The sequence below is a fragment of the Herbaspirillum rubrisubalbicans genome (genome assembly GCF_003719195.1).
GTDB lineage: Bacteria > Pseudomonadota > Gammaproteobacteria > Burkholderiales > Burkholderiaceae_D > Herbaspirillum > Herbaspirillum rubrisubalbicans.
The window spans coordinates 2,272,622-2,285,177 of sequence record NZ_CP024996.1 but is presented as its reverse complement, the minus strand read 5'-3'; the positions used below and the strand labels follow the sequence as shown (position 1 = coordinate 2,285,177).

Below are 12,556 nucleotides of genomic sequence, written 5' to 3'. Positions count from 1 at the left end.
GCTACCGGAATGGGCGTGCCGGCCAGGCGCGCCTTATTGTTGTGTCCATTTGGCGAGCGCGGTGTCGTCGCTCTCGCGAGCATCGACCCAGCGCGCGCCTTGCGGCGTCTGTTCCTTTTTCCAGAACGGCGCCTGGGTCTTGAGGTAATCCATGATGAACTCGCAAGCGGCGAAGGCTTCGCCGCGATGGGGCGAGGTCACCGCCACCAGCACGATCTGTTCGCACGGCTGCAAGGGACCGACGCGGTGGATCACCAGCGCCTCGCAGATGGGCCAGCGCACCTTGGCCTGCTGCACGATCTGCTCCAGGGCGCGCTCGGTCATGACCGGGTAGTGTTCCAGCTCCATGGCCGAAACGGCGGCGCCCTCATTGAGGTCGCGCACCGTGCCCACGAAGCTGACCACGGCACCCACGCGAGGATTGGAAAGACGCAATTGCGCCACTTCGGTGGAGAGGTCGAAATCGGCAGTCTGGACACGAACGGGCATGGCGGCTAGAAAAATGAAAAGCAAGCTGCGATTCTACCAGCGCCCTGCCCGCCCGATCAGACGAGATCAGACCAAGAGCCCCCACAGCAGCAAGGTCATGCCCAGCCCGATCACCGACACCAGGGTCTGGATTACCGACCAGGTGGCCAAGGTCTGCTTCAGGTTCAGGCCGAAGTATTCCTTGACCATCCAGAAGCCGGCGTCATTGACGTGGCAGAAGAACACCGAGCCGGCGCCGATGGCCAGCGCCATCAAGGAATTGTGGGTCGCCGACAGACCCGCTACCAGCGGCGCAACGATGCCAGCGGTGGCGGTGGTGGCGACAGTGGCCGAGCCGGTGGCCTGGCGCAGCGCCACCGCGATGATCCAAGCCAGCAGGATCAGCGGCATGTGGGTGCCGGCGGCGATCTTGGTGATGGTGTCGCTGATGCCGGCCGACAACAGGGTCTGCTTCAAGCCGCCACCGGCACCGATGGTCAGCAACAGGCCGGCAATGGGCGGCAAGGCGCGGCGCAGCGTGGCACCGACTTCAAAGCGGCTGCTGCCCTGGCCCCAGCCCAGCACCACCACGGCAAAGAGCACAGTGACGGTGAGCGCGATGATGGGTTCGCCAAAGAAATTGAGCATCTCGAACAGCTCGGTCTTGGGTGTGACCCAGATGCGCGCCACCGTGCGCCCCAGCATCAGCGCCACCGGCAGCAGGATGGTCACCAGTGCGGCCACGAAGCCGGGTTGCGATTGGCCTTCACGGGCCGTGAAGAGCTTGCCGATCTGGTCCGGCTCGGACAGCTTCAGGCGTGGCGCCAGGAAGTTGCCATACAGGGGGCCGGCGATGATGACCGCCGGAATGGCCACGATGAAGCCCAGCAGCATGGTCGTGCCCAGGTCCGCGTGCAGCGCCGAGACGGCAATGAGCGGGCCCGGATGCGGCGGCAGCAGCGCGTGCAGCGTGGTCATGCCAGCCAGCGCAGGAATGGCCACGCGCATGATGGGCAAATCGGAGCGACGGGCCATGACGAAGATGATCGGCGCCATCATCACCAAGCCCACCTCGAAGAACAACGGCAGGCCCACCACCAGGGCCACCAGCGCCATCATCCAGGGGATGATGCTGCCGCGCGCATAGCGCAGCAGCGTGTTGACGATGCGGTCAGCCGCGCCGGACTCGGCCATGAGGGCACCCAGCATGGCACCCAAGGCGATAATGATGCCGGCTTCGCCCAACAGGCTGCCGGCGCCCTTGCTGAAGGCCTTGGCGATGTCTTCCAGCGGCAGGCCGGCACCGATGCCGGCCACGAAGGTGCCGATGAGGATGGACAGGAAGGGCGCGATGGACAGGAAGCTGATCAGCACCACGATGGTCACCAGCGCGGCTAGTGTGACCAGCAGCAACTGCGTGTCCTGGGCCGCCCAGGCGGCCAGTTGAGTCGAAATCAAGATGGGTTCCTTCTTCAGGTGTGGATGAATGCGCATCGCTTCATTGATGAGCGATGTCTTTGGCACCCCCTCCGCAGGCCCGTTTGGCGCAGGCCCGGTCTCCTCCCAAAGAATCCAGATGTGCGAATCTAAGATGAGCTTGGTTCAGTTCGCATCTTCTGTTTTCTGCCAGATGCTGGCCAACCACGGCTGCTGCTCGCGCGGCAAGCCGTCAGGGCGGTAATAATGCCGCAATTCAATGAATCCTGCTGGCTCCAGGTAGCCGCGCCAGCCCTCCAGGCTATGCCAGACGCCATAGCGCGGCCCGCTCCAGCCTTCCAGGTCGGCCCCGCGCGGATTGGAACTGAACAGGATGCCACCCGGCTTGAGGCTGGCACGCAACTGGCCCAATACGCGCGGCAACTCGGCCGAGGGCACATGGAATAGCGACGCATTGGCGAAGATGCCGTCAAAGCGCTGCAGTGGCAGGTCCAGTTGCAGGAAGTCTTGGTGCAGGACTTCGCAGCCCGAGGCCGCACGCGCCATCTCGACAAATTCGGCAGTGCCGTCCAGCCCCACGGCCACATGGCCGCGGCGGGTGAATTCAAGCAGATCGCGCCCCGGACCGCAGCCCAAATCGAGCACCGTGAACGGTCCCTGCCCGGCCTGGCCCGCCCTGGCGCTCAAGGACTCCAGCAGCGCCGCCATGTTCTGGCTGACGTCATGCTCCCAGGTGCCTTGGCGAAAGCTCTCGGCATGGCTGCCGTAATGCGCAATCGTGTCGGCGACGGGATCGCGGCGCACGCTCACCTCAGCCTCCGGTGACCGGCGGGAAGAAGGCGACTTCGCCGCCATCGGCAATGGCGGTATCGGCCTCGGTCATCTCATGGTCGTAGGCCATGCGCAGGTTTTTTTCCGGGCTCAGTACCTCGGCCCAGATGCCACCGCGGCCGATCAGGAAGGCGCGCACGTCGCCCACGGTCTTGACGCTGTCCGGTAGTTCGATCACTTCCTGCGAAGTCTGGAGGGCTTCGCGCACGCTGGCGAAGAAACGCAATTCGATTTTCATGAAATTTCCTTCAGGGGGTGAGCCAGCCTTCAAGGCGCCTTCAATAGGCGATATGAATCTTGCTTCGAATATGCTTGAGGTGGACCACGATGGTAAAGGTCATCATCACCAGCAGCGACCACGCGCTCCATACACAGATACTGATCGATGTCGGCCAGTCTCATGGCGGCTCCCCTGGCGCTCAGTACAACAGGTGATCGAAGGCCAGGAACTGCACCATGTCGCCAGCAGCGATGGTCTGTCCAGGCGGATTGTCGACCAAACCATCGGCCCAGGCGGTCGAGGTCAGCACCGCCGATCCCTGGCTGGGGAAAAGATCCAGGCCGCCTTGGGCATTGCGGCGCACGCGCAGGAATTCCTGGCGACGGTCGGCACGGGGCCAGTCGAAATCGGCGCGCATGGCCACCGGCTGCGGCAACACCGCCTCGCGCGGCAAGCCTTGCAGGCGCAGCAGGAAGGGCCGCACGAACAGCAGGAAAGTGACGAAGGAAGCCACCGGATTGCCCGGCAGCCCAAGGAAGAAAGCTTCACTTCCCCCCTCTTCCACTCCTTGTCCGCGTCGCACCTGGCCGAAGGCCAAGGGCTTGCCAGGCTTCATGGCGATCTGCCACAGCTTGATACGCCCTTCGGCTTGGACAGCAGGCTTCACATGGTCTTCTTCCCCCACCGAGACGCCGCCGCTGGTGATGATGAGATCATGCTCGCGCGCAGCCTCGCGCAGGGTCTGGCGGGTAGCCTCCAAACTGTCGGGGACGATGCCGTAATCGCTGACCTGGCAACCCAGTTGTTGCAGCAGACCGCGCAGCAAAAAACGGTTGGAATTGTAGATGCCCCCCGGTTTCAGGGGCTGGCCTGGCATGGTCAATTCATCGCCGGTGAAGAAGACCGCCACCCGTACCGGGCGCACCACCTGCAGCTGCGCCTGCCCGATGGAAGCCGCCAGGCCCAGCTCCTGCGCGCGCAAGCGAGTCCCGGCGGCGAGGATGATGCTGCCCTGGCGGATGTCTTCGCCGATGGTCCGTACCCATTCCCCTGCCTTGGGCACATGGCGGATCACCACGTGCTCGCCATCGGCCTCGCAGGCTTCCTGCATGACCACCGCATCCGCTCCCTCAGGCATCATGGCGCCGGTAAAGATGCGGGCTGCCGTGCCGGGCTCCAGCGCTTGGCCGACGTGGCCGGCCGGGATGCGCTGGGAAACCCGTAGCCGCGTGTCACCCGAGACGCAATCGGCAGCGCGCACGGCGTAACCATCCATCTGCGAATTGTCCATGCCCGGCACGTTGATGTGCGCCTGCACCGGCGCAGCCAGCACGCGCCCACAGGCGCCCAGAGTATCGATGGTCTCGCTCTGCTCGACCGGTACGGCGGCGGCCAGCAAGATATCGAGTGCCTGGCTGACGCTTTGCATAGGAGCACGAGCTGGTTGTTCCGGGGCGTTTGCGGGGGTGGAGTGGGAGGACATGGCAGGCAGGACGGGAGGAAATTCGGTGAATGCGTTGTTTTCTGGTCGATACAGCGACCCGCCATTCTAATGCAATCGGCGTCGACCGTCGGTGCATGAAAAACGCCGTCCGCGCACGTGGCGCGGACGGCGTTGCCTGACGCTTGAGTGCTTGGGCTCTTGGATGCTTACAGGCCGGTATGCTCGGCCACGTAGGCCTTCACCCGCGCGGCGTCAGCAGGCATCACCTCGAAGCGCTGCGGCAGCGCCTCGATGTTCTCGAAACCGGCGGGCCGGTCGGCATCGCGGCCCAGGGCTTCGCGGATGGTTTCGTTGAACTTGGCCGGCAAAGCGGTCTCCAGCACGATCATGGTCACGCCCGGTGCCAGGTGTTCGCGCGCCACCTTGATGCCATCGGCGGTATGGGTATCGACCGTGATGCCATAGGTCTTTTCGGCAAAGCGGATAGTCTCCAGGCGGTCAGCATGGGTGGACTTGCCGGAGGCAAAGCCATACTGGATCACACTGGCGAATTCATTGCCATCGCTGCCGGCCTGACCGCTCAGGTCGAATCCACCCTCGGTCTCGACCTTGTGGAACAGGGCTTTGACGCGGGTGCTGTCACGGCCCAGCAGGTCATAGACAAAACGCTCAAAGTTGGAGGCCTTGCTGATGTCCATGCTGGGGCTGCTGGTGTGGTAGGTCTCGGCTGACTTGCGCACGCGGTAGATGCCGGTACGGAAGAATTCGTCGAGCACATCGTTTTCGTTGGTGGCCACCACCAGCTTGTCGATGGGCAGGCCCATCATGCGCGCGATATGGCCGGCGCAGATGTTGCCGAAGTTGCCCGAGGGGACGGTGAAGGACACCTTCTGCTCATTGCTGGTGGTGGCGGCCAGATAGCCACGGAAGTAGTACACCACCTGCGCCACCACGCGCGCCCAGTTGATCGAGTTGACGGTGCCGATCTTCTTGGCGGCCTTGTATTCCAGGTCGTTGGAGATGGCCTTGACGATATCCTGGCAGTCGTCAAAGACGCCTTCTACGGCCAGGTTGAAGATGTTGGGGTCTTGCAGGCTGAACATCTGGGCAGTCTGGAAGGCGCTCATCTTCTTGTGCGGCGACAGCATGAAGACACGGATGCCCTGCTTGCCGCGCATGGCATATTCGGCGGCGCTGCCGGTGTCGCCGGAGGTGGCACCGACGATGTTCAATTCAGCGCCCTTCTTGGCCAGCGCATATTCGAACAGGTTGCCCAGCAATTGCATGGCCATGTCCTTGAAGGCCAGCGTAGGACCGTTGGACAGGCTTTGCAGCACCAGCTTCTTGCCATCCTGCTCCTGCAGGGTGCGCAGCGGCGTGATCTGAGCGGCGTCTTCGCCGGCGCGGGTGTTGCGATAGATGTCGGCGGTATAGGTCTTGTGCGCCAGCGCCTTCAGGTCGGCGTCAGGGATGTCGGTGGCGAATTTCTTCAACACCTCGAAGGCCAGGTCGGCATACGACAGCTTGCGCCATTGGTCCAGCTCGGCGCCACTGACCTGGGGGTACTGGGCCGGCAGGTACAGACCGCCGTCCGGGGCCAGGCCGCCCAGCAGGATGTCGGAAAAGGAAGGAGTGGCAGCGTGACCGCGGGTGGAAACGTAGTGCATGTCGATAGGATTCGCCGGCAGACGGCGGGAGCGTGGAGTCAGAGGAAAGTCCTCGATTATACGGCCAGCGGGCGCTGCACAAAAGCGCAGCATGGAAGTTTGCCCTGCGGTTCATGCGCGCCGGATATTACCCTGGATCATCAGGACGGCAAGCGAAGCTGAAATAAAACGTTACCACCCTTGAAAGCCGCGCATGACCGGGCTATGCTGCGCCACTTCGTGCAGCGCCGCCCGAGGGCGGGAATGTTTGCACGCTGGCCACATCAAAGACGCTATTTACACTCAATAAGGATGGAAAACGGCATGAACCACAAGATCAAGACCCTGCTGGCCACGGCCGGCCTGTTTGGCGCGACGCTGGCAAGCCTGCCGGCACACGCCGAGAACTGGCAATCCCTGGGCGGCTCGGATACCGCCGAATTGCTGGTCGATACCGATTCCATCGTCGAATCCGGTGGCATCCGCGAAGCCTGGTCGATGTGGAACTTCAAGCAAGCGCGCCCCAATGGCGGCGACAAGGATTTCCCGTCGCTGAAGTCCTACAAGGACCTGCACCAATACAACTGCAAGGCTGGCAGCATGAAGCTGGTACGCGAGATCATCTTTGCCGAGAACGATGGCAAGGGCGACAAGCGTGACCACAGCGATGCCTTGAAGGGACAAGAGTTCATCAAGCCCAAGCCGATGTCGGTGGGCGACGCCATGCTGCAGGCAGTCTGCAATTTCGAAGTGAAGAAATGATCATAGGCGGCTCAAACCGCCCCCTGATACGAAAAACGGAGCCCGCGGGCTCCGTTTTTTGTTTTCAGCATGACAACCTGAAACTGATCCTCAACCCAGTTCTTCCAGACGGATCTTGGTGACCTGACCGACGACCGTGGACAGCGCCTCGATCTTGGCGATGGCCGCCTCGATATTCTTTTCCTGGGTCTGGTGAGTCAGCATGATGATGTCGGTCTGCTGCTCGCCTTGGGCCGGTTCCTTCTGCAGCATGGCATCAATCGAGATGGTCGAATCGGCCAGGATGCGCGTCACATCAGCCAGCACGCCGGCCTGGTCGGCCACGCGGATGCGCAGGTAGTAGCTGGTCACCACCTCGCTCATGGGCAGCACCGGCGTATCGGCCATGGCGTTGAGCTGGAAGGCCAGCGATGGCACGTGGTGTTCCGGGTCGGCCGTGGCCAGGCGGGTGATATCGACCAGGTCGGCGATCACGGCCGAGGCGGTCGGCTCGGAGCCGGCACCCTTGCCGTAGTACAGCGCTTCGCCCACGGCGTCTCCGCGCACCACCACCGCGTTCATCGCGCCTTCGACATTGGCGATCAGGCGCGAGGCCGGGATCAGCGTCGGGTGTACGCGCAGTTCGATGCCCTTGGCCGTCTGGCGGGTGATGCCCAGCAGCTTGATGCGATAGCCCAGTTGCTCGGCATAGGTGATGTCGCTGGCCTGCAGCTTGGTGATGCCTTCCACGTAGGCCTTGTCGAACTGCACCGGAATGCCGAAGGCGATAGAAGCCATGATGGTCAGCTTGTGGGCTGCGTCCACGCCTTCGATGTCGAAGGTCGGATCGGCTTCGGCATAGCCCAGGCGTTGTGCTTCCTTCAGCACCACGTCAAAGTCCAGGCCCTTGTCGCGCATCTCGGAGAGGATGAAGTTGGTGGTGCCGTTGATGATGCCGGCCACCCACTGGATACGGTTGGCAGTCAAGCCTTCGCGCAGCGCCTTGATGATGGGGATGCCCCCGGCCACGGCCGCCTCGAAGGCCACGATGACGCCCTTTTCGCGCGCCGCCTTGAAGATTTCGTTGCCGTGCGTGGCGATCAGAGCCTTGTTGGCCGTGACCACGTGCTTGCCGTTGGCGATGGCCTTCATCACCAGGTCGCGGGCGGTGTCATAGCCGCCAATCAGTTCCACGACGATATCGATCTCGGGATCGTTCACCACCAGATTGCCGTCGTTGACGACCTTGACTTTTCCCTGGGTCAGTTCGGTCGCGCGGGCAGTATTGCGAGCGGCGACCATGGTAATTTCAATGCCCCGGCCTGCACGGCGCGCAATCTCTTCCTGGTTGCGCTGGAGAACATTGAAAGTACCGGAACCCACGGTGCCGATGCCGAGCAAACCTACTTTGATGGATTTCATATTGTCTTCGTGGTTGGTGAAAAAGACCGCCACGCCGCTACGAGCGCGCGTGACGGGGACTGCAAAACGGATCAGGCGGTGCCGTGACGGCGACGATAGCCTTCCAGGAAGTGGGCGATACGGCCCATGGATTCGCTCAGGTCGTCGGTATTGGGCAGGAACACCACGCGGAAGTGGTCGGGCGTCGGGCAATTGAAGCCGGTGCCCTGCACGATCAGCACCTTTTCCTCGGCCAGCAGTTCGTAGGCGAATTCCTGGTCGTCCTTGATCGGGTAGATCTCCGGGTCCAGGCGCGGGAACATGTACAGCGCCGACTTGGGCTTGACGCAGGTCACGCCGGGGATGTCAGTCAGAAGCTTGTGCGCCAGGTCGCGCTGCTTGGTCAGGCGGCCATTAGGAGCGACCAGGTCGTTGATGCTCTGGTAGCCACCCAGCGCGGTCTGGATCGCGAACTGGCCCGGCGCATTGGCGCACAGGCGCATGGAGGCCAGCATGTTCAAGCCTTCGATGTAGTCGCGGGCATGTTTCTTCTCGCCCGAGACCACCATCCAGCCGGCCCGGTAGCCGCAGGAACGATAGTTCTTGGACAAGCCATTGAAGGTGATGAACAGCACATCATCGGCCAGCGAAGCCAGCGAGGTATGGGTGTTGCCGTCGTAGAGCACCTTGTCGTAGATCTCGTCGGCCAGGATGATCAACTGGTGCTGACGTGCCAGTTCGATGATTTCCTTCAACACCTCCACCGAATACAGCGCGCCAGTGGGGTTGTTGGGGTTGATGACGACGATGGCCTTGGTATTGGGGGTGATCTTCTTCTTGATGTCGGCGATGTCGGGCTGCCAGCCTTGCTGCTCGTCGCAGACGTAGTGTACCGGGGTGCCGCCGGACAGGCTCACGGCGGCGGTCCACAGGGGATAGTCGGGCGACGGCACCAGCACTTCGTCGCCGGTATTGAGCAGTGCGTTCACACTCATGACGATCAGTTCGGAAGCGCCATTGCCCAGGTAGACGTCATCGATGGTGACGCCTTCGATCTTCTTTTGCTGGGTATAGTGCATGACCGACTTGCGCGGCGCGAACAAGCCCTTGGAATCGGTATAGCCGGAAGCATTGCCCATGTTGCGGATCATGTCCTGCACGATCTCATCGGGCGCATCGAAGCCGAAGGCGGCCAGGTTGCCGATGTTGAGCTTGATGATCTTGTGCCCCTCTTCTTCCATCTGACGCGCTTTTTCCAGCACGGGACCACGAATGTCGTAACACACATCTGCCAGCTTCTTGGATTTCTGAATCGGTCGCACAGCTCTTCCTCTATTCGTTTCGAAGTGGGCCGTCCGGGTCCGCATTGCGCCGGCCACCCCACTTTCGCTCATCGGTCGCGTGGACTGTGGCCTTGGAACCTTTGCCGCCCCGTCCCATCCCATCACCACGCTGGCCCTCATTTCCCTGCATCTCCATGCCTGCTGCAGTGCATTATCAAACCACTGTAAAGCACTTGCAAAGAGGCCGGCGACGCTGCCGCCAAGGCTTGCCGGGAACCGGCCATTTTGCCCAAAGCTAAGCATTTTATCAATCAAATAGGCGTGCGCCGGGGTCGGAAACGGCTACAATGGCGCACTTTACGACCGCGTTGCTGCAATGCATGTCGACTTGACATCATGGCCCGGTCGTCTGCCCCGCGGGGCTGCCTGCAACCCATCTGCCCATCCTGCGATGAAGCTCCATTCGACCGAAACCAAGCAATACCAGACCGTCACCGCCTATGATGAGGACGGTGTCGAGCTCAATGCCATCCGCTTCACCCATAGTCTGCTGGTGTTACCGGAAAGTGAACCGGTACGTTGGCCCGTGGACAGTTTCGAGGCACTCACCACCGAGCATTTCGCCCAGATCGACGCCACCTTGCCGGACGTGGTGATCCTGGGCACCGGCGAGCGCCAGCGCTTCGTCCACCCCAAGCTGACCATGGTACTGACCACGCGTCGCATCGGGGTGGAATGTATGGACAACCAGGCCGCTTGCCGGACCTACAACATCCTCATGGCCGAGGGGCGCAAGGTGGCACTGGCGCTGATCATCCCTCCCCAGGCCTGACGCCGGCACTTGCCGCGACAATAAACCCAAGAACACGCAACAAGGAACCGCTGTCAATGCGCGAACTGTATAAATCCAAGGCGTTCGTCTGGACGCTGCTCATTCTCTTCCTGCTGGTCTGGTTCTGGATGCTGGGCGCGCGCGTACTGGTGCCCACCGACGAAGGCCGCTACGCCGAAATGGCTCGCGAGATGGTGGCCACCCAGGACTGGATCACCACCCGCTTAAACGGCATCAAGTACTTCGAGAAGCCGCCCCTGCAAACCTGGATGAATGCCATCACCTTCGAGCTGTTCGGCCTGGGTGAATGGCAGGCGCGCCTGTGGACGGGCCTGTGCGGCCTGCTGGGCATCGGCCTGGCGGCCTATACCGGCAGCCGCGTCTTCAATGGCCGCGTCGGCTTTTATGCCGCGCTGGTGCTGGCCTCCAGCTTCTTCTGGGCCGGCATGGGCCACATCAATACGCTGGACATGGGCCTGTCGGGCATGATGACCATCGCCCTGTGCGCGCTCTTGATGGCGCAGCGCGATGGCGTCTCGCGTGAAGGCCAGCGCAACTGGATGCTGTTGTGCTGGGCCGGCATGGCGCTGGCGGTACTGTCCAAGGGCTTGATCGGCATCGTCCTGCCGGGCGCGGTACTGGTGCTCTATACACTCTTTGCGCGCGACTGGGCGATCTGGAAGCGACTGCACCTGGTCAAGGGCCTGCTGCTGTTCTTTGCCATCTGCACCCCGTGGTTCGTGGCGGTGTCGCTGCGCAACCCGGAATTCCCGCAATTCTTCTTCATCCACGAGCATTTCCAGCGCTTCACCACCAAGATCCATAGCCGCACCGGCCCGTGGTACTACTTCATTCCCATCCTGGTGCTGGGCATCATTCCCTGGCTGGGCGTGTTCTTCCAGAGCCTGTGGAAAGGCACTCGCGAACAGCGCGACACGGCCGGCTACAACAGCTTGAACGGTGGCCGCTTCCAGCCCAAGCGGCTGCTGCTGGTGTGGGCAGTGTTCATCTTCGTGTTCTTCAGCATCTCGGACTCCAAGCTGCCCTCCTATATCCTGCCGATCTTCCCGGCGCTGGCGTTGCTCATTGCCTGCTACCTGGAAGAAGCCGACTACAAGGCGCTGGCCTGGGCCGGTTCGCTGGTGGCGCTGCCCTCGGCGGTGGCGCTGGCCTTCATTCCGCGCGTGCCCGAGCTGGCCAAGGATGCCTATTCGCTGCCGCTGATCCAGGCCCACATCCCCTACCTGTATGCCGGGGCGCTGATCTTCTTCATCGGTGGCATCGCCGCCATCCGCCTGGCGCGCCAGCACAAGGACTGGGCCGTGACGGCACTGGCCACCACCGCCTTCGTGGCCGGCCAGTTGCTGATGCTGGGCCATGATCCGCAAGGCCGCTATTCCGCTGGCGTGGACTACGTGCCGGCTTTGCAGGCCGAATTGAAGCCGGAGACCCCGATCTACCTGGTCGGCCGCTACGAACAGGCGCTGCCCTTCTACCTGCGCCGCACCATGATCCTGGTCGAGCACGCCGATGAAATGGAATTCGGCCTCAAGCAAGAGCCACAGTTGTGGCTGCCGACCATCGATGCCTTCGTGGCACAGTGGGTGGCCGACCATGCGGCTGGCAAGAAGGATATCGCCATCATCGATCCCACCATCTATCAGCAACTGGTACAGCGCAAGCTGCCCATGCGCCTGATCGGCCAGGACCCGCGCCGCGTGATCGTGGCCAATGATCCGCTGCCGGCCACGCCGACCGCTGGCGAAAAGAAGGCGGCCCAATGAACCTGACCACCTTCGGTTTCATCTTCATCGGCATTTGCCTGAACGCTGTGGCCCAGTTGCTGCTCAAGGCCGGCACCAATGCGGTGGGCGCTATCCACCTCACGACCGAGAACTGGTTTTCCACCGGCATCAAGCTGGCCACCCAGCTGCCCATCATCGGCGGCCTGTCCTGCTACGTGATCTCGGTGGGAGTGTGGATCATCGGCCTGTCGCGGGTCGACGTCACCATCGCCTACCCGTTGCTATCGCTGGGCTACATCATCAACGCCATCGGCGCCTGGTACTTCCTGGGCGAGGCGATCTCCCTGCAGCGCCTGGTGGCCATTGGCGTGATCATCGTCGGCGTGGTCTTGCTGACCAGAAGCTGATTTACAATAACGAGTTGCCCGTGCGCCCGGCGCACTGGCGACGGCCGCGCTGCCTGCTGCGCCGCCCCTCCTCCTTCAATACCGTTTGACCGGATGCCACC

Annotated in this window: 12 protein-coding genes; 4 read left to right on the top strand and 8 right to left on the bottom strand. The window is 62.4% G+C overall.

All coding sequences use genetic code 11. The features are described 5' to 3' along the window. Positions 1 to 33 precede the first annotated feature (33 nt). The 6 genes from moaE to thrC form a co-directional block, all read right to left on the bottom strand. Positions 34 to 489 carry a molybdopterin synthase catalytic subunit MoaE gene (gene moaE / locus RC54_RS10295; protein ID WP_058895239.1) on the bottom strand — a complete coding sequence of 152 codons (456 nt, stop codon included), beginning with the start codon at positions 487 to 489 and terminating at the stop codon, positions 34 to 36. 66 nt (positions 490 to 555) lie between these two features. Beyond that, the gene (locus RC54_RS10290; protein ID WP_034357856.1) at positions 556 to 1,926 is read right to left on the bottom strand and encodes a GntT/GntP/DsdX family permease; all 1,371 of its coding nucleotides are present in this window, start codon (positions 1,924 to 1,926) and stop codon (positions 556 to 558) included. A gap of 144 nt (positions 1,927 to 2,070) precedes the next feature. Continuing rightward, positions 2,071 to 2,715, bottom strand: coding sequence for a class I SAM-dependent methyltransferase (locus RC54_RS10285; protein WP_061788818.1), 645 nt, complete (start codon positions 2,713 to 2,715; stop codon positions 2,071 to 2,073). Between the two features lies 1 nt (position 2,716). Continuing rightward, positions 2,717 to 2,974, bottom strand: a complete 258-nt coding sequence (gene moaD, locus RC54_RS10280; protein WP_017450982.1) for a molybdopterin converting factor subunit 1 — start codon at positions 2,972 to 2,974, stop codon at positions 2,717 to 2,719. Between the two features lie 181 nt (positions 2,975 to 3,155). Beyond that, entirely contained in the window at positions 3,156 to 4,385 is a 1,230-nt protein-coding gene (locus RC54_RS10270) for a molybdopterin molybdotransferase MoeA (RefSeq protein WP_373281432.1), read from the bottom strand. Between the two features lie 221 nt (positions 4,386 to 4,606). After that, positions 4,607 to 6,067, bottom strand: coding sequence for a threonine synthase (gene thrC, locus RC54_RS10265; RefSeq protein ID WP_061788816.1), 1,461 nt, complete (start codon positions 6,065 to 6,067; stop codon positions 4,607 to 4,609). A 303-nt stretch (positions 6,068 to 6,370) separates the two neighbouring features. Here thrC and RC54_RS10260 point away from each other — a divergent pair, with 303 nt between their 5' ends. Continuing rightward, a complete protein-coding gene (locus RC54_RS10260; protein WP_058895235.1) occupies positions 6,371 to 6,808 on the top strand; it encodes a surface-adhesin E family protein in 438 nt (145 codons plus the stop codon). Positions 6,809 to 6,898: 90 nt separating this feature from the next. Here RC54_RS10260 and RC54_RS10255 read toward each other — a convergent pair whose 3' ends face one another. Next, the gene (locus RC54_RS10255) at positions 6,899 to 8,209 is read right to left on the bottom strand and encodes a homoserine dehydrogenase (protein WP_058897537.1); all 1,311 of its coding nucleotides are present in this window, start codon (positions 8,207 to 8,209) and stop codon (positions 6,899 to 6,901) included. A 71-nt stretch (positions 8,210 to 8,280) separates the two neighbouring features. Continuing rightward, positions 8,281 to 9,510 carry a pyridoxal phosphate-dependent aminotransferase gene (locus RC54_RS10250; protein WP_017450977.1) on the bottom strand — a complete coding sequence of 410 codons (1,230 nt, stop codon included), beginning with the start codon at positions 9,508 to 9,510 and terminating at the stop codon, positions 8,281 to 8,283. A 412-nt stretch (positions 9,511 to 9,922) separates the two neighbouring features. Between RC54_RS10250 and RC54_RS10245 the strand changes: the two genes are divergently transcribed. Genes RC54_RS10245 through RC54_RS10235 form a run of 3 tightly spaced genes read left to right on the top strand, consistent with a single transcriptional unit; the run spans position 9,923 to position 12,455 of the window. After that, positions 9,923 to 10,303 (top strand): Mth938-like domain-containing protein, encoded by a 381-nt coding sequence (locus RC54_RS10245; protein WP_058895234.1) that lies wholly within the window; start codon positions 9,923 to 9,925, stop codon positions 10,301 to 10,303. Between the two features lie 56 nt (positions 10,304 to 10,359). Then, complete coding sequence (locus RC54_RS10240; RefSeq protein WP_061788815.1) at positions 10,360 to 12,087, top strand: glycosyltransferase family 39 protein; 1,728 nt, start codon at positions 10,360 to 10,362, stop codon at positions 12,085 to 12,087. After that, positions 12,084 to 12,455 (top strand): EamA family transporter, encoded by a 372-nt coding sequence (locus RC54_RS10235; RefSeq protein WP_058895232.1) that lies wholly within the window; start codon positions 12,084 to 12,086, stop codon positions 12,453 to 12,455. The genes RC54_RS10240 and RC54_RS10235 overlap by 4 nt, the downstream gene beginning before the upstream one ends. Positions 12,456 to 12,556: the final 101 nt, after the last annotated feature.